Below are 23,646 nucleotides of genomic sequence, written 5' to 3'. Positions count from 1 at the left end.
AGGTAATCTTTTTGCAGCTGCTTATCATAATTATACCGATAACCAGCAAGACTATATTTATTTTGATACGTTTCATAAATCTTGATTTTAATTGTTTAGGGATACATTCAGGCCAAATGTGTAAACGCGCGGCTGTGCATAATATCCATTATCGATACCGGCTGCTAATGGGTTCCATGAGCCAATCTCAGGATCGTAGCCGGTGTATTTGGTAATGGTGAACACATTGGTTACGTTAACATATACCCTCAACGATCTTAATTTGATCTTATTCAAAAGGTTATTTGAAAAACTATATCCTAAAGCGATGCTTTTGCACTTTAAATAGGAACCGTTTTCGACATATTTGTCGGAAAAGCGCTGGTTATCATTACCACTGCTTTGGCTGATCCTGACGATGTTGGTTGAAGGGTTTGTAATGAATACATTGTTGATATCCGAACTGGAACCGGTTGGATTAATCAAACCGATTTTAGCATAGTTGAAAACAGACGGGAAATAGCCAAAGTTTTGATTAGGGTTATCGCCGTTAACCTTTAACTGGTTATAAACTTTATTGCCATAATTGCCGGCCATAAAAACATTCAGGTCGAAATTTTTATAGCTAAAGCTGTTATTGATGCCAAATTGAAATTTAGGCATGGGCGAACCCAAAAAGGTTTGATCGTTTGCATCAATTTTACCATCCCCATTAATGTCTTTAAAAATAACATCGCCTACCCAAACACCACCTGAGCCTGGCGTTATAGGTATAGGGCCGCTGCCATTTTGGGGCAAGGCGGTGTATTTTGCAAAGTCGGCGGCGTTTTTGTAAATACCCAGTACCTGGTATCCGTAAAATTCGCCGATTGAACGGCCAACAACAGTTTTGGAAACAGATCCGTAAATTGCCGGGGTGCCGTCAACCAATGCAAGTACTTTGTTGATATTTCGGGTAAAGTTGATGTTGGTGCTCCAGTTAAAATATTTTGACCGGATATTTTGTGTATTAAGTGAAAACTCGAAGCCCTTATTGCTCACCGCGCCAACGTTTACATATGGAGCTTGCACTGCGCCGGGTGAATATCCACCGGCAGCAAATGTGCCTGAATAATACGGTAAGGTAAGGCTAAGCAAAAGGTTGTTGGTTTTGCGGTAATAGACATCGCCCGTTAAACTGATCCTTCCGTTTAACACTGTTGCATCCAAACCAAGGTTATATGATTTTGTCGTTTCCCACTTGATGTTCGGATTACCAGTTGTAGTAGTTATTTGCGAATTACCTGATAAACCGGTGGATATTGTACTTAGAGTTGAACCATAAGCATATTCAGCAATATTTTGATTGTTTACCAATCCGTAACCGAGCCTAAGCTTAAGATCATTAATCGCTTTTACACTTTTAAGAAAGCTTTCGTGGTTAATCTTCCAGGCAAGGGCACCTGAATATGTGGTATTCCACCGGTTGGCTTCAGCAAATTTCGACGAACCGTCATGACGTACGGTTGCGGTTAACAAATAGCGGTCGTCATAAGTAAAGTTAGCCCGGCCAAAATAGGCCTCTAAAGCGCCTTGTCCTTTAACACCGGTATTGGTTGCAGTTGTGGCGTCGCCGCTGCTGATTGTTTGTACGTTATTACTTGCAAAATTGGTTCGGGTAGCCGATATGCCGCTATTTTTAAGCAACTGGGCTTCATGGCCAGCCACTACGTTTACCCAATATTTTTTTGCAAATGTGTGCTGGTAGGTTAAATAATTCGAGATTGAGTTATAGAAATTTTGCGCGCTTGAAGCAGTACCACTGTTATTGCTCTTGGTGTAAGCGCCCATAACATAGCTTGGGTTAAAATAATCTTCAGTTGCAAAGTCAAAATTTCCGGCAACCTCATTGCGCAAGGTTAAATCCCTGGTGAATTGGATTTCTGCATAGGCATTGCTAAACAACTGGTAGCGGCTTTTAAAATCTTTTACAATAGTTGCTATCGCAAACGGGTTAGTGCCCACCGCACCATAAATATTGGGATCATTACCCCCCATGTGCCATCAGGATTTTTTACAGCTACGTCGGGCGTTTGATTAAGCGCCTGCAAAATCACACCTGTATTGGAAGTGGTAACATTTTCGGCCACATGCGCCATATTCAAGTTGATGCCAACCTTTAACCAATCGGTGGTTTTATTATCGATATTTGCTTTTACCGAAGTCCTTTTAAAATCTGAGCCTAACGCTATCCCTGTTTGTGAAAAATACGTGCCTGATATATAATATTTTGTCCTGCTATCACCACCGCTGATGGCTAAATTATGGTTTTGCATAGGAGCTGTACGGAACAGCGCTTTTTGCCAGTTGGTACCAACACCCAGGTATTGCGGATTTGCAAATTGCGGCCGCATATCATAACCGATAATTGCCGATTTTTCATTCATGAAAGTGGCGTACTGCCTTAAATCCATCACATCATAATACTTGGGTAATTTTTGCCAGCCCTGGTATCCGTCATAACTAATTAGCGGAGGACCTGTGGTGCCTTTTTTAGTGGTAATAATAATTACACCGTTAGATGCCTGCGAACCATAAATAGCGGTCGCTGAAGCGTCTTTTAACACATCTATCGAAGCTATATCTGAGGGGTTGATGCTGGATAAGGGGTTAGTGCCATTGCCCGCAATAGCCGACTGTCCATTCGGTGGTATCTGTACCCCGTCGATTACATATAGGGGAGGGGCGCCTGTAAAACCGCCCAAACCGCGGATCTGCACGTTAACGTCACCACCGGGCTGGCCTGATACCTGTTGTACAACCACACCCGCTACTCTTCCTTGTAAGGCCTGGTCAAATGTGGTAGGTTGCGCTTTTAATAGGTCTGCCGCTGTTACTGACGATATAGCCCCGGTAAGGTCATGTCTTTTCCTGGTGCCATAACCAATTACAACAACTTCGTTCAAGTCGCTGGTTGCGGGTTTGAGGGCTACGTTTATAACGGTAGATGAGCTTACGTATATTTGCTGGGAATTGTAACTTATAAAGCTAAAAATCAGCACATCCCCATTTTTTGCATTGATACTGTAGCTGCCATCTGCACCAGATAGTGTGCCCGTTGGCGAATCCTTTACTTTAATGGTTACACCGGGCAGCGGCTGATTATTGTCTGTACTGGTAATTTTACCTGTAATTTTAACACTTTGCGCGTAACCTGTAAGGTTTAACAACAACAAAGTTGTAAACAGCAGTACTACATGTCTTAATCTTTTTCGTAAATCTTTTTCCATGTTAATTGGGGTTCATAATTGTTTGGTTATTTGGTTTGTTTATTTGATTGGTTTCGGACTTGATTTATCCTGTCATATTCATATTTTATTACAGTGGAACTGAAGTTGGCGAGAGCATCGGGATATTTACACGGAAGCATACCTGCGTAATGCGGACGGGATATTTACAACAAATCCTGAATTGATTTTTTTAATGGTTTGCCTCGTGAATGGCACAAGTATTAATAAGTACGCGTTTTGGCATAATGCTTAGTTTAAATTAGGTTATTCATAAAATTGGTTATCATCTGTCCCGTTGTTCAGGCATCAGACTACGGCATCGGTATAGAAGATATGCCGCTTTATGGAGGATGAAATTAGATGACCAATCGCAATCGATTGTTTACAAATGGGGGTACAAATGTTAATTAAAATTAACTAATTGATTATAAGTCAATTAAAGTTGTTTTTATCAATAATAGGCGTCAAAACGCCAATGCAGAGCCAGCAATATTCCCAAAAAAGCTAAAAGTGAAGCTTTAAGAACAGCTATTGACATTTAAATTTGAAGGTAAAATCGCCGAAAAGTACTAACAAATGCGAAAATAATACCAATTTTAAAAACTGTTGAAGAGACCGGCGAAGGTCATTGCAGATACGATCATCAAAAATTAACATTTGTATCCCTATTTACCAACAATAAGGAGCATGGTGCAACATAAATTTGCAGCCTCTGATATGATATTGCTTAGCTTCGTTTATTGCTGCGTACCAATATTGTAAGCTGAGATATAAAAATCAATATGAAAATCTTACCCATTATTTTAGGAAGCCTTTTTTTAGTAACGTTTTTGCTCAAGGTAACAACCCGGAAAAAGTAAATCAAGCTAAAAGGGTTATCAACATCGATTTTAAAAAAGAAAAAGGACGTTTTAATAGGTCATTTAATTTTTGTGTAGGAGCAGGGCGCGCAAATGAAGGCTTGCGGGCCGACTGGCAGCAGCAATTGGCCACTGTACAAAAAGAATGCGGTTTTAAATATATCAGGATGCATGGCCTGCTTACAGACGATATGGCTGTTTACCGGGAAGACAGGAATGGTAAGCCGGAATATAATTACCAATACGTTGACGCTTTATATGATTATATTTTAAGTATAGGCATGAAACCGTTTGTTGAACTGGGGTTTATGCCGGGAGCGTTGGCAAGTGGTAATAAGACAATTTTTTGGTGGAGGGGAAATGTAACACCCCCGAAAGACTATAATAAATGGGAAGGTTTAATCCGTAACCTTACTCAGCATTTTACCGAGCGGTACGGAATTGACGAAGTTAAAAAATGGTATTTTGAAGTTTGGAATGAGCCGAACCTCAAAGATGGTTTTTGGACAGGTTCGCAAGAAGAGTATTTTAAATTGTATCAATATAGCGCGAAGGCGATAAAAAGCGTAAACCCAGCCTATAAAGTAGGGGGCCGGCTACTGCCGGTGCGGCATGGGTACCTGACATGATAGATTTTTGCAGCAAAAATTCAGTTCCTATTGATTTTATAAGTACCCATGCTTATGGTGTAAAACAAGGCTTTTTGGACGAGTACGGTTCAACCGGTACCGTACTTGACAAAAACAAAGGAAGCGTTAGCGGTGATGTTCGGAATTCACGCAAGCAAATAGAAAACTCCACAATTCCGGGCCTCGAATTACATTATACCGAATGGAGCTCATCTTATACTCCGTCAGATCCCATACACGATAGTTATCACGAAGCGGCATATATACTTGAAAAATTGAAGCAAACCGGATCTGCAGCCAATTCCATGTCTTACTGGACGTTCACTGACATCTTTGAAGAGGCCGGACCACGGTTTACGCCATTCCACGGAGGTTTCGGTTTACTCAATACTCAGGGGATAAAGAAGCCGGCTTTTTTTGCCTATTCTTTTTTAAACAAATTAGGTGAAACGGAAATAACAGATCAGGATAGCTCCTCCTGGGCCTGTAAAAATAAAAAAGGGGATGTTCAGGTGTTGCTTTGGGACTACACTTATACTTTGCCTGATTCTGTCAATAACCAGGCTTACTATGTCCGCGACCTGCCTGCTAAATCAAAAGGAGAGGTTGAATTGGTAATATCCGGTATGCCCAGCGGCAAATATCGGATGGAAATCTATAAAACGGGATATAAGGTAAATGATCCGTACACAACGTACCTGTCTTTCGATAAACCTGATCAATTGACAAAAGCACAGGTTGATAAACTAAAAAAGGAAAATAGTGGTGCAGCCGTCTGGCATGAGGATATTACAGTAAATGCATCAGGTAAGGCGTTTAAGAAACTTCCTGTCAGGGAAAACGATGTTGCTTTCATTAATATCGTTAAACTTTAGCAGCCTTCAGTTATCTCATTTTAATACGTCAGCAGATGGATGATACTCATTTAAAAGTATCACCTACTGGCGTATGCCCGGGTAGTTTGTTAGTTAATCTGCAAAGCTAAACCTCTTACACAGTTATTTTCATCTTCGGCAGCTCAATTAAGCTGGCACGCATATTTATTCGTTTTATATACCGGTTAAAATTCACAATATAGCCTGTCCGCATCGAATTTGGCAATTGGTTTGGCTAATTGGTGAGCAACATTTATTATTGATCGGATATTTTATAAATATCCTTATAACTTCTTTAAATAATATTCAGGGTTTCTTTTTTTGTTGTATACCTGATTTGAAAAATCACCATAGCCATTAAGAAAGTAAGGGAGGTATAAAACCCCAAATTTTGTAGCGGCGAACCCACGGACATGGTCACGGCTGTTTCTTCTATTTTGCTAATCATTTAAAGTAGGTTGAGGTATTAATAATATTACTAAATTACTATTATTTACAACTTAAAGGAGTGAAATGAATTAGTTTTATTTAAATTACTTTAGTAGGGTCTTAATCTCAGTTGATAATAATTTTCGTTATATTTTATCTTGAATTATATCTATAGTATTCAAGATTATAGTCACCGGTATCATATTTTCTTTTAAATTAAACATTCAGTACCCTATTTATTCACTTTTGTGGCCTTTTCGGCCTATGTATTTGGCTCCCAAACCAATAGCCTAAGAGAGGCTTTAACCAAAAAACAACCTGCACTGATTTAAAACAGAAGCGCAATCGCTAAAATGACGTTTGTTTATGCGCTCTGTTTAATTGTTCTTTTTTTGCTATAAACCAATTAATATTTAAATATGAGAACACTTAACTGTTTTTTCAGCGTAGCCGCGATTTTATTGTTTACCCGGTGCCAAAAGCAACAAATTGCCAGTCCGGTTGTTAAGCTGCCTGTTTCCAAAGCAGTTAAAACATTGGCTATAACCAGTTATCCAAATTACAATACGTCGCCTCTTGCGCCTGATCAAACAGGGGTAACCAGTACAGCCGCACAGCTTGCAGCAAGGTTTCAATTGGGGTGGAATATAGGTAATACGCTGGAAGCAAGTGGATCAGAAACTGCCTGGGGCAATCCATTAGTTACACAGGCACTTATCGACGGAGTAAAGAAAGCCGGTTTTACGGCAATTCGTATTCCCTGTGATTGGGACCAGTACTCTGACCAAAACACCGGGCAAATACAGCAATCGTGGCTTAACCGGGTGCAGCAGGTTGTTCAATATTGCGTTAATGACGGCTTATATGTGATATTGAACATACATTGGGACGGGGGTGGCTGGAGAACAATTGTACCACCGCCGCACAGGCCGCAGTTAGTGCCAAACAAAAAGCCTTTTGGGAACAAATAGCTACTCAAATGCGAGGCTTTGACGAGCATGTGATATTTGCCAGCGCAAATGAACCTGCAGTATCTGATGCTACGGGAATGGGGGTACTGCTTTCTTATCACCAAACGTTTGTCAATGCGGTGCGGTCAACTGGTGGGCATAACAGTTACAGGGTACTCCTTATCCAGGGGCCGGGTACTAACATTGATAATACCAACAGTTTAATGAATACCTTGCCTACAGATCCAGCATCCAATCGACTGATGGTTGAAGTGCATTATTATACTCCCTTTAATTTTGCCGGTTTGTCATCAGATGCAAGCTGGGGCAGTATGTTCTATTATTGGGGCAATGGCTACCATTCTACAACGGATGCTTCAAGGAATCCCACCTATGGTGAGGAGTCGGATGCAGTTGCAGAGTTTCCTTTGATGAAGTCTAAGTTCATTGACAAGGGCATTCCGGTGATATTGGGCGAATATGGAGCTATCCGGCGGTCCACAACACTGACGGGAGATGCGTTAACATTGCATCTTGCAGGCAGGGCGTATTATCTTAATTATGTTACCCATAAAGCATTACAATATGGCTTGCGTCCGTTTTATTTTGATGACGGCGCGACGGGTAATAATGCATTCAGGCTTATGAGCAGGCAAACTAACGGAGCGGCCGATCAACAAGGTTTAGCCGCAGTAATACAGGGCGGGCAAAACAATACGTCTTCATCGATTCAGGTTGGGCAGGTTTATCAGATTTACAGCAGAAACAGTTTTAAAGCCCTGGAATTTGCCGGCTGGGGCACTGCTAATCAAACACAGGCCGATCAGTGGGACTATTTAGCAGGGGCAAACCAGCAATTTAAAGTGGAAGATGCGGGAGGTGGTTATTACAGGTTAACGCCTATGCACGCCACAGGAAAGTGCCTTGAAGTTTATGGCTGGAGCGGGGCTGACGGCGGGCAGATAGATTTATGGGACTACAGTGGCGGCGCAAATCAGAAATGGTCAATTCAGCTAACCGACAACGGATATTATAAAATTATCAATGCCAACAGTGGGAAGGCTTTGGACATTACCGGAGCTTCACTTAATAACGGCATTGCAGTTGAGCAATGGACTTATTCCGGAAACCGTAATCAGCAATGGGGTTTTGTGAAAATATAATGTAACTATTGGAAAGAATTATGGCCTTTTTAGGCTATTGATAGGTAAAAAGGCAAAAACAAAAAGCCTTCAGATTTAGCGATTTAAAGGCTTTTGTTTTTCATCGATTGCTTTTTTAGTCTTTAAATCGGCCAGGCCGCCCGGAAACGTATGCGATGCATCCTACAAAAACTTTCCATTCTTTATCAAACAGCCCCTTAGAATAGCGGACTTTTTCCATGATGTAGTTTTTTATTGTTGTTTTAACACTTAATGGTGTATCTTGCCGACGAAAACCCAATTATGAAACGCATCGCTTTTTTATCAATTCTTAGCCCATTTTTGCTGTGGGCGCAACAAAAGCAAGTTGTCAAAAGCTTCCCTCTAGGGGATGTCAAGCTATTACCGGGGATTTTTAAAGAACAGGAGCAGACAGACCTCAATTATATGCTTGCCCTGCAGCCCGACCGCCTGCTTGCGCCTTTTAGAAGGGAGGCGGGGCTGCCACAAAAAGCTAAAAGCTATACAAACTGGGAAAACTCAGGCCTGGATGGGCATATCGGCGGGCACTATCTTTCTGCCCTGGCTATGATGTATGCTTCTACAGGTGATAACCGTATACGCCAGCGCCTTGATTACATGATCAATGAGCTTAAATTGTGCCAGGACAAAAACGGTGACGGATATTTGGGTGGCGTGCCTGGAAGCCGCGAACTTTGGCCCCAGGTGATGAAGGGTGATTTTACAGATTTCAATAAGAAATGGGTGCCTTTTTATAATATTCATAAAGTATTTGCCGGCCTGCGCGATGCCTGGCTGTATGAAAATAACCAAACAGCAAAAGTCATGCTGATTAAACTGGCAGACTGGTTTTACAACATCAGTACTGCACTTAGCCAGTCACAAATGCAGCAACTGCTTGGGAATGAGCATGGAGGCGTCAATGAGGTACTGGCAGATGTATACGGCATCACCGGGGAAAAGAAATACCTTGACGCGGCCTACAGTTTCTCTCACCAGGCTCTCCTTCAACCGCTTGAAAAAGGTCAGGATAAACTGGATAATTTACATGCAAATACGCAGATCCCCAAAGTGATAGGTTTTAAGCGGATTGCTGATTACAGCGGTGATACCGCTTACAATCATGCTGCGACGTTCTTTTGGCAAACCGTGGTACATCATCGGTCGGTAGCAACAGGTGGTAACAGCGTAAGGGAACATTTTAACCCTGCTACAGATTTCTCAACCATGATTTCCAGTGTTGAAGGACCCGAAACATGCAATACCTATAACATGCTTAAGCTTACCGAAGATCTGTACATGTCAAATCCGGATATTGCGTATATCGATTATTACGAACGGGCGTTGTATAATCATATCCTTACAACCCAACGGCCGGGGAAGGGTGGTTTTGTTTACTTTACTCCAATGCGCCCCGGGCATTACAGGGTTTACTCCCAGCCACAAACAAGCATGTGGTGCTGCGTTGGCTCCGGGATGGAAAATCATTCAAAGTATGGTGAAATGATCTACAGCCATTCAGATAATGAGCTATATGTTAATCTGTTTATTCCATCACAACTTATATGGAAGCAAAAAGGCTTGCAAATGAGGCAGGAAACAGGGTTCCCTGACAAGGAAACAACAAGGCTGAAGATTTTGAAGACTGGCAATAGCGCATTCGGGATAAACATCAGGTACCCATCATGGGTAAAGGCCAGCGCGCTTTCAATTAACATCAATGGCCGGCCTGTTCAAGTTACAGCTCAGCCGTTATCATATGTGCAGCTAAAAAGAAAATGGAGGAAAGGAGATGTCATCACCGTCCAATTACCGATGCAGACAACGACGGAGAAACTTCCTGACGGCTCTAATTATGAAGCCGTGCTGCACGGGCCCATCGTACTTGCTTCAGTGATTGATACAATTGCCCAAAAAGGCCGTGAGGCTGATGATGGCAGGATGGGGCATGTTGCTGCGGGTAACCTTTATAAGCTTACTGATATGCCGGTTTTTGTAAGCGATTCTGCTGATGATGCCCCGATGATAGTTGCTGATAAAAATAAACCAATGTCCTTCACTGCCGTGCGGTTAATTTACCCGGCTAAATACCGAAACCTGAAGCTGGTGCCGTTTTACAAGATCCAGGATGCACGCTATGTTGTGTACTGGCGAAAAGAATCAGCCAAAGGCTTCGGCGAATTGCAGGCTAAGTTAGCGGAGGAGGATGCGAAGGAAGCAAAACTGGCTGCTAATACCATCGATATGCTGACTCCGGGTGAGCAACAGCCTGAATCAGATCATTTCATGGAAAAGGAAAATTCTTTTGCCGATGTTAATTTCAACAGGCACTTCAGGGCTGCTACAGGCTGGTTTAGCTATAAGCTGACTGATAAAGATAAAGCAGCAAAAAAGATTAGTGTTACGTATTTTGGGACGGAAAGGAACCATAAATTCAGCATTTTTCTAAATGAGCAGGAACTGGTGAAAGTTGATTTAAAGGACGGTAAACGTGACGCTTTTTATACCGTTGAATATGACCTGCCCGTAGATTTGAAATACAACGCAGACCAAAGTCTTCGGGTAAAATTTCAGGCGGATAAGGGTGCAATGGCCGGGCCTGTTTATGAAATACGACTTTTGAATAATTGAGGGCTTAAATCCGTTCCAAAGTGTTGCAATAACGGGATCGGTTCACTATTGTCCGGTAAAATTTATTCGATACATATAAATACTATCAGGGCCTCAAAAAGGCCCTTTTTTGTGTGCTTTTCAGAAGTAAACCGCTGTTTAACCTAAAATTATTCTTGCCTTTAGAACCCGGCTGTCCGGAACCTTACTACATAATATTCATCACGTTTCCTATAATGCGTATAAGATTAAGTAAGCAGTAATGTTTTGCTTTTCCGTTGGGAAACGGTTTACCGGACGACTTTTTATAATATTACTTCTTCAAAAAATCAAAAAGTAAAGTATAGTCAAATGCATACGAGCCGGGATAGGTTTAAAATAGCCAATAACTTACCGGCTAAGATTAAGTTTAACTTTTCAAAAAAGGATAAACAAGACAGGTATTACAGGTTTATTTTCCTTTCGCTCCCCTGGTAAACCATGGCGTTTTTAAAATTCTTCCTGAATTTTTTGATGTATTCAGAAGGTTTTAAATCAAACACTTTCTTAAACTGCTCACGAAAATATTTTATATCTTTTATTCCAACAGCGTAAGCGGTTTCCAGTATATTTAAATCGCTGTGAACAAATAGCTGTGCGGCTTTTCGCAATCTGATAGCTCTTATGAAGCTATTGGCTGGCTGCCCTGAAATCATTTTGATTTTTTTGTAGATGCCCGAATAAGACATATTTAATTCGGAGGCTAAGGATTGCAGATTAAAATCAGGATCAGTTATATGATCTTCCACAATGCGGATACAGGAATCCAGAAATCTTTTGTACTCGATAGAGATAGTGTGCGGGTTGTTGTTCAGCGTAATTTCATTATAAAAGTATTGCTGAAGTGTGTTTCGGCTTTTAAGCAACCCGCTAACCCGTGCTTTCAGGATGTCTTTGTCAAAAGGTTTTCCAATATAATCGTCGGCGCCTCCTTCAATACCTTTTAGTTTAATTTCATTTGATGCACTGGCGGTTAATAAGATAACGGGAACATGAGATGTTGTCATATTCTCTTTAATAGCGGCGCAAACTTCTATCCCGGTCATGCCCTGCATCATCACATCGCATATGACTATATCCGGCCACTGCTCATTAATAATTTTGATTCCATCCTCACCATTTGGCGCTACAAGAACATTATATTCAAGTTTAAATATCTGGCGGAGATACTCTCTCATATCCTCATGGTCATCGATGATTAACAGTGTTTTGAGGTCAGACACTATTACTTCCTCACCCTGATCTGCTGCGGGTACTATATCATTGGCTGTAGTTTCAGAATCGATCAACTCTTTTAAAAACTCAGAAGTAGCTGTTGGATGTTCTGAGATGATCTGATCTTTTAAATGCGATTTCCCTTTTTTAAAGTGATTGTAAAAGCTGTCCCTTTTCCCGCTTCGCTGTGATATTCAACAGTTCCGGCCTGACGCTCTACAAAATTTTTAACAAGATAAAGTCCAAGGCCAAACCCTCCGTTTGACGTACTGGCCAAATCAGACACCTGGTAAAACCGGCTAAAAAGTCTTTCGCCAACTTCAGGTGGGATTCCACAGCCGGTATCCTCAACGATTATTGAAACTGTCTGTTCAAATTCCCCTGCACAAACACGAATTCTACCGAGTTTTGGAGTGAACTTCATCGCGTTTGAGAGCAAGTTAAACAGCACGATCTCTGTTTTTTCCCGGTCGATATAAACATTCAAACAATCGGTTGGTGATATGAATTCAAGTTGAATGTGTTTTCTTTTTGCTTCATGTACAAAGCATAAATAAACCTCCCTGCATAAATCGATTATATTAACATTACTTATCCTCAATTGATCAGATTCCGATTCGGCCTTTTTGAAAAGCAGCAACTGATCTACTAAACCTAATAACCGGCGTGCGTTCCTGTAAACAATGGTTAAATTGGAGGTATCTACCGCCTTCTTTTCATTATATAAAAGTTCCTTAATAGGATTAATGATCAACGTTAATGGTGTTCTGAACTCATGCGAAATATTGGTAAAGAAGGCGAGCTTTCGTTCGCTGAGCTCCTTTTCCTTTTCGCTTTCATAGTGAGCTATCTGGATTTCATATTTTAATTTAGCCTGACGGTCCCGGTATAAAAGATACAGGTAAATTACCCCGCCAATGATTATGGTATAAATTGTATATGCCCACCAGGTACGGTACCATGGCGGCGAAATAATGATGATCAGGGATTTGGGCGTCTTGTTCCAGATACCATCATTATTACTTGCTATAACTTTGAATCTATAAGTTCCGGGATTAAGGTTGGTGTAAGTAACCCTTCGTTGGTTACCGTTAAAATTCCATTTTTCGTCAAAGCCTTCCAGTTTATACCTATAACTATTTTTTTCCGGATGAGTATAATTAAGCGAAACAAATTCAATTGAAAATACATTTTGATCATAGTTAAGAAAGGCAGTATCTGCTGTACCAACAGGTCTTTTCAATGGTGAATCAGCACCGGGTTTTACAGATTTATTAAACACCTGAAAATCGGTAAAGTAAACCTCTGGGATTTTATCGTTCAACTTGATTTTTGAAGGATCGAATACCACTACACCTGAATTTCCCCCTAAATAAATTTGCCCATCTGCCGCTTTGTAAATAAGCGAATGCGAAAATACGCCGTCGCCCTCATCAAAATTAATTATGGATAATGGTTGGGGCGTAAACTTTGATACCCCCGTGGCAGAATTGATCCAAAGATTTCCCACCTCATCTTCAACCACACTGTTGAAAACGTTGCTTACAAATCCGCTTTTACGTGAATAAATAATAAAAGAATCGGTTTCCGGAGCATATTTGTTCAACCCGTCGGCTGTGCAGATCCAGATATTCTTTTTGCTATCCTCAAATATGCAATGCACAATATTATTACTGAGGCTGCTTGCAATTTTATCATTATACGTATAGTGGTGAAAAATCCCGGTTTTAGGATCAAAACGATCAACACCGTTTCCACTTGTTCCGATCCATACATTGCCTTTGCTATCTTTTAAAAGATTATAAATATGGTTACTGGCAATTGAATTGAGGTTTCTGTCGTCATTATAATAATGTTTAAATTGCCGTGTTTCTTCATAGTAAATCTTTAAACCGGCATCTGTGGCGAGCCAATATTCATGAGGCCTTACTTCAAGAATATCCCTGAAAACATCTTCGTTAAAAAAATTACTCAGGGCCGAATGGTGAAAATGATGGATAAACCTATTATTGCTGCTGTCAAATTTATCGAACCCATTTTCGGTTGCTGCCCATAGCGCCCCCTCATTGTCCAAATATATTTTACCAACCTGGTTACTGCTGATACTTGAGGGATTATTGGTATGTTGATATAACTTTGTCGTCTTCTTCAGTAAATCAAACTTATAAAGCCCTTCGTTGGTAGCCAGCCACAACATATTGCCTTGCAATAACATACTTTTGCTTCGCGGGGCGCGATTGATAAGGGGATGAAACGGAATTTATATTGTGTAAAATCAACTTTTGTTAAGGCGTCTTTGCCACAAAGCCACATAATACCGGCCCCATCATTATAAACATATCCATCCGCAGTACTATTAATATCGCCAATCTTTCGCCATTGGCCATTACCCTTATTTATAAAATAGAACCCGCCGTTACTTCCAACAACTAAGGTGGAGTCATTAGCCTTATCAATGCTAAAAGCTCCTACGTTGATATTATCGTGACTTGAAAACCGGGTATATTGCTGGTTTTTAGGATTAAAACAAAAAAGGCCGCTCCAATAGGTACCCACCCAAATGCAACCTTTTTTTGATCGTAAAAAAGGCTCCAAATATCATTGGGGCTTTTTTTAAGCTGAGATTCAGTCTGCGGATAATTGCTGAAATGTTTACTTACCTTATCGAATTTATTTAATCCACCATTCCAGTTTCCCAGCCACAGGTTTTTTTATCATCCTCAACAATTGCATTTACCGACTTGCCTTTTATTGAAAATCGATCATTCTGATTGGGTTTATAACTAACAAAAGATCGCTTATTTGACACATATTGATTAAAACCATCATCCGTACCTATCCATATTGTTCCTTCTCTGTCGCAGAAGATCGAAAAAATCTTATTATTACTTACCGACTCTTTGATCTTATCGCTATGATAAAATCGTTCAAACTTCTCAGTATTGGGATCTAAAATGTTTAAGCCGTCCATGGTGCCAACCCATATCTTTCCGTTCTTGTCTTCGGCCAGCGCACTGATAAAATTTGAACTTATACTCGCAGTGTTTCCGGGAATATTCACTAAACTTTCAAAAGTGTAGCCGTCAAACTTACAAAGCCCGTTATCCGTCCCTATCCACATATACCCCCGGCTGTCTTTAAGTGCCACTGTTACATTTTCAGATGGCAGGCCATCATGAGTGGTATATGATTTTAATGCAAAATTCCTTGCATCGTTAGCTGGAAAAGTTACCGGAGCCTGCGCGTTCACAACACTGACATACAGAAGATTAATCAGAAAAAACAAGACAACTTTACGCATAAATCCGTTATCACTTTTAATTAGGCAAATACAACACTCCGTATCATCACTAACATTTTTTACACTATAAACCAGTTATCGCCGCTTGGCTTAGGCAGGCCATGCATTTAATATTGTACTTAATACACTTGTAACCTTCAACAATTCGGCAATGTAAAAACAGAGTTTGTTGGCTGTGCCACAAGTGCCTGCAAATAATTTTCTAATATCCAGGTATTAGATGTTCATTTGATGAATTTTCCTGTAAGGACCAATAGGCATCAAAAACTCATTTAATGCTCATTAAAATGATTCATCAATTCGCTTAACTTTTGGCAGAGCCTGTCATATAATGCTGGAATACTAAGTTTATAAGGCATCCAAATGTAAATAATTATTAATTGTATTTATAACAATAATTACGAACAAAAGGCATTCGTTGAATCGGCGGAAAGGCAAATTAAAAGCTGTGCTATTGTAATAAACCCTGATAAAATGCCACTTTATCCCCTGAATATTGAGGCTTTACCCCTTTTCAATTCCTACTTTTTAAAAGAAATTTAGGACAACCATATAAACACGGATTTTCATCCTCCGACATTACGTATAGCCATTTTTAATGGCTAATTAATTACTGACGGTTACATGCCGCAGTGATTGACAGTTAATTATCGGCAGAAAATCTATTGTTCAAAACATCTGCCATGATAATATTTGATTTGAGCCCGAATATGCATTCGGTCAGTTCACTGCCGACCGATATAATTCCCTTCATATTAACGCTGGGAAGGGCCCCGCCGTAATTAAAAATTAAAACCGATTGATCAAAAGAGCTACTTATTTAACACCTGATATAAAATTATGAGAAAAAATTTAACTACCGGGGCATTATGCTGCCTGTTAGCCCTGGCCATGGGCTGTTCTAAAAACCCTATTCAAAAAGGCGCTGACCTATCAGGCCAGAAATTTGGAAAACAATCATTTGCCCTTTCAACTACCAATACAAACGGTTTCAGGGGTATAAACTGGGCCGACCCTAACGGAAACGAGGGAGATGGGAGGGTTGTATTGCCCAGTGGTATGACAACATCGCTTACCGCTACACAGGCTGCTACGTTGGCCACTAATATATCCAGTGCCGTTAAAACAAGCGGCGGCACCACCATCAGGATGCCGATAAACCCCTGGACTGCCTCAAGCTCAACTTATTGGCCGGTTTACCAGGCTGCAATTAACGCGGTTGTGGCAAACGGCTGTAAAGTAATACTTTGTTATTGGCCGGTTGGGGTACACCATGTACCTGATACTGCACAATGGCATACCATGTGGGCAACAGTAAATAATGTATATAAAAACAATACATCGGTATTATATGAACCTATCAACGAGCCGGTTGATTATTCAAGTACCGACCTGAACAACTTATATGCTGGTTTCTTAACCACTTACAGCCCGGCCGATGGAAAATGTATCCTTGATGGTACCGGGTATGCCGCCGACGTAACTGCAGTTGGTGCCGATTCAAGGTTAGCAAACCAGTATCTTGGACTGCATTGCTACTGGTGGTTCTGGGGCTCATACAATGTTTGGTCAAGCTACTATAATATCATGTCGGCCCGTACAGGTTCATACGCATCTCGTACTATAGTTACCGAGGTTGGTATTGAAACATTCAGGAACATGAGCTTCTGGTGGCAATGGGATACCGGCGTATATGTTGACCAGGCATTCCTGACCGGATCGCTTGCCTATGCCAAGGATAATTCAATGGGAACAATAGCATGGTCCGGAGTTAATGACATTGATACCTATCGCTGGTATACAGCAAATAATAACCTTACCGAGGTTAGCCCGGGTACTGCCAATATGTTCAGGTGGTCATGGAAACTTACTGCCTCACCTGTATGGATAGGGCCGGTAGCCGACGGGCGATATCAACTTCAAAACCGTGCATCGGGCCTTATGCTCGATAACCTGGGCAGTACAACCGATGGTGCAGCTGTAGCTCAATGGGCATCAGGAACAAGTAATAACCAAAAATGGAATATAAGCTACACTGCCGGTTATTATACTTTAAGTTGTGTTACCGGAAAAGAATGTCTTGATGTGGGTACTAATACCGCAGATGGATCAAATGTTTTACAATATGTAGTAGGCACGAGTACAAACCAACGTTGGTCGCTTGTTTCAACCGGAGATGGCTATTATAGGGTAATTAATCTTACCACAGGCAAATGCCTTGATACCGGAGGTTTAACTGCCAATGGATCAGCTGTACAGCAGTGGCCACAGGGTTCAAGTTATAACCAGCAATGGAAACTTATTGCTCAATAGAACATATTTAATTGCCAGGGTAAGCATTCCGCTTTAGTTTAGAAACACATTGTTGAAGGCCGTCTCAAGGACGGCCTTTTTACTTTTCAATCAATTCATAATTATAGAGATTCTAAATTCGTTAGGCTTTAAAAGCCGTTTCTTAAAATAATTTAAAAGCACATCCATCATATCTTAATGAGACTGTTTAAATTTTGTTTGAGAAGGTTTTACATAGAGCGGGATCACATTCGAAAGTCATTCCCTTTTAACCAGCCATACACTCTCCGATCTTTTACTAATAGGGCGTAGAATATTCAATAAGATACAAGATAGATGCATTATAAATGCATTTATAATGCGAAAACCCTCGATAGGTCGCCGTAACCGGCAGTCCTATCGAGGGTTGTAGTTAAAGAAGGGGGACAATCACATCATTTAATGACGTAATGTCCGGAAGCCCTAATAGCCCGGATTGTTAGGCAACAATTTTTTATTAATATCAATATCAGCTTGAGGAATCGGCCAAAGCCACCCCTTGCCAGCGTCAAATGTCCTGGTCTCTAACTTAACCTGGCTAAATTTCCAGGTAGATGGGCTTGCCGGGTTCTTTAGCAACGATTTGTCGTAACCATATACGTCATGAACAAGGGATTGATCTTTCCATCGTAACATATCTGCATATCGGGTGCCTTCCATAAAAAACTCTACCCTGCGTTCATGGCGCAAAACGGCACGTAATTGTGCCTGGCTTAAACCGGCTCCTTCCACACTTTCTACCGTTGGCATATTTACCCTTGCCCGAACCTGGTCAATGAGTCTATAGATTTCGGGTGCTGTACTTCCGGATTCAATCAAGGCTTCTGCACGGATCAGTAATACATCTGCATAACGCATCAGGATTGTATTTAAAGAGCAATTATTCGGGTCGGCAATACCAATTGCTGCGTATTTACGCGGACGGGCCCCTGACGGAACTACATCAGTGGCGGGGATGTAAGTAGTTGAACCCCACTGAGAGCCGGGCAACACCACTGAAGAAGCCAGTCTTGGGTCGCGATTAACATAAGGGTTTTGCGAATTGTATCCTGAAGCAGAGTTGGTTATCGGCAATCCATTGGTCATGTAATATGAATCGATCAGATCGGCGGTAACATTTGGTGTTGGCCAAACACTTAAAGATAAGGCAGATGAAGGCCAGGGCTGTGGCTGGGTGGTTGGGATATACTGAATATCAAAAATCACCTCACTGTTGTTCTCATGCGTTTCATCAAAAAGCAAGCTGTAATTTGGATATAAACTATAGGCTTTAAGATCGATAACATCCTGCGCAGCCTGTGCAGCATCGGCCCATTTTCCGTTGTACAAAAGCACTTTTGCTTTATAGGCCAGGGCAGCGCCCTTTGTTGCACGGCCCACGTCAGAACCCGAATAAGAGGTTGGCAGTGCCGCAGCCGCATCGGTAAGGTCAGTTACAACCTGGGTAAGTACAGTGGCTTTGGCTGTCCTGGAAACATAAGCGTCGGAAAGTGTTTGAACCTGAGTAACTAAAGGTACATCGCCGAAGTAAGCAATCAGATCAGCATAGGCATATCCACGTAAAAACTTTGCCTCTCCCGCCATCTGGCTTTTTACAGTGGCATCAATGCTTGCAGCAGCAACCTCCTTAAGGAACTCGTTGGCCCTTGAAATGATGGCGTAATCCTGCGTCCACTTAGCGTATGGGGCCCAACTGTTGGATGTTGTTTGCCATTCCCCCACTTCCTTCGAACCCTGCCACGCATCCTGGCAATAGGCATTATCCGATTCAAAATCAAACTGAAAAAATTGTGCCGGCGTTGCATTGGGCTGTAACGCATTGTAAATACCCACCAGGGCCATTTTTACCTGGGTTTCATTTTGGTAGAATGTTGATGGTGATAAGCGGTCATTTGGGGTCTTGTCCAACAGACCTTTCTTGCAGCTTGCAAGATTAATAACAGCTAATACGGTTAAGACTTTATATATACTTTTCATGATTTTATCATTTAGAAATTAACATTTACACCTGCAGTCATCACACGGACCTGAGGATACGCTTCGGCCCTTGTTTGGTCTGTAGTTTGTTCCGGGTCAAAGCCTTTGAATTTGGTAAACGTAAACGCGTTTTGCACATTGGCATAGATTCTCAAAGAGCTTAACCCGATCTTTTTAATAGCAGCCGGACTTAAGGTGTATCCTAATTCAATATTTTTTATCCTCAGATAGGATGCATTCTCTACATAAAAGGAAGAGTGAATATTGTTTCTAACCCCATCCAATGTAAGGCGCGGGTAAGTATTGGACGGATTTTGAGGCGTCCACCTGTTTAACCACCAGGTACCAAGGTTGGCAAAGCCGCTGAAAGGTGAAGCAATTTCATAATAGGTATAACCCTGCATGCCTTGTACGCCTTGTAAAAACGCCCCAAGGTCAAAACCTTTCCAGGCTACATTGAAGTTGAAAGCATACGTTACACTTGGAAACTGCTTCCCGATAACTTTACGGTCATGATTTTGGTCAACTATACCATCGCCATTAAGGTCGGCATATTTAATATCCCCCGGTTGTGCGTTGTAATCGCTTACTTTAACAACACCTGGTTTAAGTGTGTAAGTACGATTTGCGTAAGGGATGGACGCATCGCTATTGTTTTGCCATGTAAAGTCGGAAATTTGGTAGATACCAGTCATCTGGTATCCGTAGAACGAATTAATAGCGGAACCAACAACAATCGCCTTTGGAGATGTAAACTGCTGTGGCACGTTCATGGACAGGATATTGTTTACAATGTGCGAAACGTTCAAAGCTGTTCTTAATTTAATACCATTATCAAATGCCTTTTTATAGGAGATACCGAGCTCAAAGCCTTTGTTTTGTACTTCGCCTGCATTAGCCATTGGTGCCGACTGTGCGATTGTTAGTGGAATTGGCTGGGTCAACAGCAGGTTCTTAGTTCTTTTATCAAAATAATCTGCCGTAATCTCAATGTTATTATGAAGAGATATATCAAGGCCCAAATCCAATTGCTGAGCTGTTTCCCAGGTTAGGTCCTTGTTGGTCATCGCTGTAATAGCAACGCCAGAATAAAGTGTTCCGCCAAACGAGTAATTCTGACCAGAGCTCAGGATATCGCTGCCATTATAGTAATTGCTGATATTTTGATTACCTAAACGCCCCCAGGAAGCACGAACTTTCGCAAAATCAAGCCAGCTCAGGTTTTTCATAAAGCTTTCCTTCGATATTACCCACCCAGCTGAGAATGAAGGAAATGTACCCCACTGTTTGCCTTGTGCAAACCTGGAAGATCCGTCCCTCCTGATATTGGCTTCAAATAAATATTTTTCATCGAAAGCATAACTGAAACGGCCAAAGTATGAGCGAAGGCCAAGAGCATAGCTGCCGGCATTATTGGTCTGTGTAGCTGCATCGCCCAGGTTTAATACACGTTGTGTGTTGTTTACAAAATGTGCACGATAGCCGCTTTGCCAATCGTAGGTAAACTCCTCTTCACTGTAACCGCCTAATAAATTGAATGAATGATGGTTGATGGTTTTGTTATACTTTAGTAAACCTGTGAGTAACGAGTGACCGTCAATCTCGCTCGACGTAGTCAGATCGGAAGGTAATTGCGTAACCGTTCCGTTTTGATTTTGTAAGGTTACATTGGCATGAAAGGCATTGCCATTAGTGGAGATAACGTTATAACCGTAGGTAAGCTGCGCGCTTAAACCTGGCAGAATTTTATATTCAGCTTCGGCCTGTCCGCTAAAATTATAGCGTTTTGTAAGGTTTGTACTCCCTTCTTTAATTTCACCGTAATAGTTGCGTTCGCCGTTAACAGAAACCCAGTTGCCGTTGGCATCCTTAAGTGGATGTATTGGCGCTAAAGTTGCATACCATTCGGCGTTCCATAGGTCTGTCGGTTCATTTTTTATCCCCACGTTTCCAGATATATTGCCCGAAACACGGAGTTTTTTATCTTTTAGATGATAACTGTCAAGATTAAGGCGGAAGTCGGTTTTTTTATAATTGGTTGCAACCAATATACCGTCCTGATCCAAATGTCCCAGCATAAAGGAGTAGTTAACATTATCACTCCCCCCGTTGCGCTTACCCGGTGATTTTGCATGTAAGCGTTACCGTAGTATACGTCGAAATAATTGATATCGGGGTATAATGGGTTGTTATGCGCCGCATATTTTTGTATTATCGAGTCGGGATATGTAGGAGGCGCGCCACTATTTATATCAGCCTCGTTATGCAGTGTAGTATATTGAACCGAGTTTAGTACTTTAGGTAGCCTTGTCGGGCTCTGAATACCTGCATATCCGCTGTAATTAACACGGACTTTGCCTGCAGATCCTCGTTTAGTAGTAATTAAAATAACGCCGTTTGCAGCACGGTTACCGTAAATAGCCGATGATGCCGCGTCTTTAAGCACCGAAATTGATTGAACATCATTAGGGTTTACATCGCCGATTGCCCCGGGGAAACCGTCAACTAATACTAATGGGGAATTATCTCCAAAAGTTCCAACGCCGCGGATATCTATGACTGTATTATCATCTCCCGGTTTACCCGAACTTTGCAGTGCAAAAACACCGGAAACTGTACCTTGCAATGCCTGGCTGGTATTTGTTAAGGGTCTGCTTTCCAGGTCCTGCGTATTTACAATACCTACAGATCCTGTTAGGTTTTCTTTCTTCTGCGTTCCGTAACCTACTACCACCACATCATTTAGGGTTTTCATCGATGGTTTAAGCTTTATCGCAATATCAGTTTTACCGTTAACTGCAATTTCAACTTTCTCATAAGAAATATAAGTTACAACCAACACCGCATTTTCGGGCACATTGCTTAGTTGAAAGTTGCCTTTTACATCAGTTAGTGCACCTTTAACAGTACCTTTAATACTGATAGATACACCGACCAGCGGTTGACCATCGCCGGCATCGACAACAGATCCTTTTACCGTGATAGCCGCTTTATCAGAAGTTACATTGGCTATTACCTGCCTGCTGTTGTGCATTACTAAATTGGGGGTCGACGCGTTAGCACCAATTGGCAATATCAGCAATGCCAAAGCTTTAAATGTGGTGCGAAAACCCTGGGAATACAAATAATTTGAAATAAGTAATTTTCGTTTCATAATTGGGTTATTAATAATTTAGATTTTTGGGTATTGACAAAAGACAGTTATGTAAACGCTGTTGGCATGTCAGACACCAACAACCGAAAGGCATAATTTAAATGAAGCTTTCAGGGTTAACAATAAAGGACAATTGCCCGGGCAGTATTTATCCCGACATTTCTCGAGATCGTTTTCAGTTAAGATGCATGCGGCTTCTCTTTCCAGGGAGCATGCGCTGCGTTCGGTTTTTTTCATCATGGGTTTTAATTAACAGTATAATTGGTTGCACGAATAGTCATCTCTGAATGACCATTCGGGAGATGCAAAGTCTTTGAAAAACACAGAAAACAAAAGGGGCTAACCAGCAAAAAAGAGGGGACAAAAGGGGAGTTTTTAGTTGAAAAAGCACTTAGTGGATAAATCACAGCATATTGCTCGAGGGAGGCAATCATCTAATGAGAAAGCGTTTTGTAGCCCTTATAGTCTTCAATTGCCACCGGTTTCGCCATTCAGTTTGCATACCTGGCAACTGGGCAATGTAAGGCCAGCAGTTAAATGAACTGTACTTCCTGTAGCAATGATCGCGTTGAGTTACACTGTACCAGGGATTAAAGGCTTTGATTGGTGGCGCCAAGCTGAAAATAGCCAGTACATATAAAGCTAAAGCCAGGTCAGCATCAACTATGCGGACGGGCGGAAGATCGCGCCAAAGGGTACAATGGAAGCGTTGCCAGTGGAAGACGGCATCGTATCCCGTCTTGGAAGATCGATGGAGGACATACTATTACACAAAGTTATTCGGTAAATACCGCTGCTAATGCCATCAGGCTTTGGGTGATAAGTACTGCTATTACCGGGGCCTCACAAAGCTCGATTTATCCGA

11 protein-coding genes and 2 pseudogenes are annotated in these 23,646 nt (G+C 41.4%); 5 read left to right on the top strand and 8 right to left on the bottom strand.

All coding sequences use genetic code 11. The features are described 5' to 3' along the window. Positions 1-87: 87 nt before the first annotated feature. On the bottom strand, positions 88-2,016 hold the full coding sequence (locus tag ACRQ5D_RS33095; protein ID WP_431198858.1) for a SusC/RagA family TonB-linked outer membrane protein: 1,929 nt from the start codon (positions 2,014-2,016) through the stop codon (positions 88-90). Further along, on the bottom strand, positions 1,959-3,248 hold the full coding sequence (locus ACRQ5D_RS33090) for a SusC/RagA family TonB-linked outer membrane protein (RefSeq protein ID WP_431198857.1): 1,290 nt from the start codon (positions 3,246-3,248) through the stop codon (positions 1,959-1,961). Before ACRQ5D_RS33090 ends, ACRQ5D_RS33095 begins: the two co-directional genes overlap by 58 nt. A gap of 739 nt (positions 3,249-3,987) precedes the next feature. Here ACRQ5D_RS33090 and ACRQ5D_RS33085 point away from each other — a divergent pair. The 4 genes and pseudogenes from ACRQ5D_RS33085 to ACRQ5D_RS33070 all read left to right on the top strand — a co-directional run bounded on the left by ACRQ5D_RS33085 (position 3,988) and on the right by ACRQ5D_RS33070 (position 10,785). Further along, positions 3,988-5,612, top strand: a pseudogene (locus ACRQ5D_RS33085) (GH39 family glycosyl hydrolase). Positions 5,613-6,460: 848 nt separating this feature from the next. Continuing rightward, positions 6,461-7,512: pseudogene (locus ACRQ5D_RS33080) on the top strand (glycoside hydrolase family 5 protein); the annotation flags it as partial. Between the two features lie 123 nt (positions 7,513-7,635). Then, entirely contained in the window at positions 7,636-8,154 is a 519-nt protein-coding gene (locus ACRQ5D_RS33075) for an RICIN domain-containing protein (RefSeq protein ID WP_431200916.1), read from the top strand. Between the two features lie 282 nt (positions 8,155-8,436). Beyond that, a complete protein-coding gene (locus tag ACRQ5D_RS33070; RefSeq protein WP_091170322.1) occupies positions 8,437-10,785 on the top strand; it encodes a glycoside hydrolase family 127 protein in 2,349 nt (782 codons plus the stop codon). Positions 10,786-11,207: 422 nt separating this feature from the next. Here the strand turns inward: ACRQ5D_RS33070 and ACRQ5D_RS33065 are convergent, their stop codons facing one another. The 3 genes from ACRQ5D_RS33065 to ACRQ5D_RS33055 all read right to left on the bottom strand — a co-directional run bounded on the left by ACRQ5D_RS33065 (position 11,208) and on the right by ACRQ5D_RS33055 (position 15,319). Beyond that, the gene (locus ACRQ5D_RS33065; protein ID WP_431198856.1) at positions 11,208-12,092 is read right to left on the bottom strand and encodes a response regulator transcription factor; all 885 of its coding nucleotides are present in this window, start codon (positions 12,090-12,092) and stop codon (positions 11,208-11,210) included. Positions 12,093-12,145: 53 nt separating this feature from the next. Continuing rightward, the gene (locus ACRQ5D_RS33060; protein ID WP_432327912.1) at positions 12,146-14,233 is read right to left on the bottom strand and encodes a sensor histidine kinase; all 2,088 of its coding nucleotides are present in this window, start codon (positions 14,231-14,233) and stop codon (positions 12,146-12,148) included. A 459-nt stretch (positions 14,234-14,692) separates the two neighbouring features. Next, the gene (locus tag ACRQ5D_RS33055; protein WP_431198854.1) at positions 14,693-15,319 is read right to left on the bottom strand and encodes a ligand-binding sensor domain-containing protein; all 627 of its coding nucleotides are present in this window, start codon (positions 15,317-15,319) and stop codon (positions 14,693-14,695) included. A gap of 840 nt (positions 15,320-16,159) precedes the next feature. On the opposite strand from ACRQ5D_RS33055, the gene ACRQ5D_RS33050 reads away from it, so the two are divergent. After that, positions 16,160-17,632, top strand: coding sequence for an RICIN domain-containing protein (locus ACRQ5D_RS33050; RefSeq protein WP_091170008.1), 1,473 nt, complete (start codon positions 16,160-16,162; stop codon positions 17,630-17,632). Positions 17,633-18,073: 441 nt separating this feature from the next. Here the strand turns inward: ACRQ5D_RS33050 and ACRQ5D_RS33045 are convergent, their stop codons facing one another. The 3 genes from ACRQ5D_RS33045 to ACRQ5D_RS33035 are packed head-to-tail and all read right to left on the bottom strand — an operon-like array spanning position 18,074 to position 22,781. Then, positions 18,074-19,627 (bottom strand): RagB/SusD family nutrient uptake outer membrane protein, encoded by a 1,554-nt coding sequence (locus tag ACRQ5D_RS33045; protein ID WP_091170006.1) that lies wholly within the window; start codon positions 19,625-19,627, stop codon positions 18,074-18,076. Positions 19,628-19,638: 11 nt separating this feature from the next. Continuing rightward, positions 19,639-21,705, bottom strand: a complete 2,067-nt coding sequence (locus ACRQ5D_RS33040) for a SusC/RagA family TonB-linked outer membrane protein (RefSeq protein ID WP_431198853.1) — start codon at positions 21,703-21,705, stop codon at positions 19,639-19,641. After that, on the bottom strand, positions 21,615-22,781 hold the full coding sequence (locus tag ACRQ5D_RS33035) for a TonB-dependent receptor plug domain-containing protein (protein ID WP_431198852.1): 1,167 nt from the start codon (positions 22,779-22,781) through the stop codon (positions 21,615-21,617). The genes ACRQ5D_RS33040 and ACRQ5D_RS33035 overlap by 91 nt, the downstream gene beginning before the upstream one ends. Positions 22,782-23,646 lie beyond the last annotated feature (865 nt).

The organism is Mucilaginibacter sp. P25 (genome assembly GCF_050859465.1).
In the GTDB taxonomy this organism is placed as follows: domain Bacteria; phylum Bacteroidota; class Bacteroidia; order Sphingobacteriales; family Sphingobacteriaceae; genus Mucilaginibacter; species Mucilaginibacter gossypii.
Note: the sequence above shows the minus strand (reverse complement) of the source record. Positions and strands in the feature narration are given on the sequence as shown.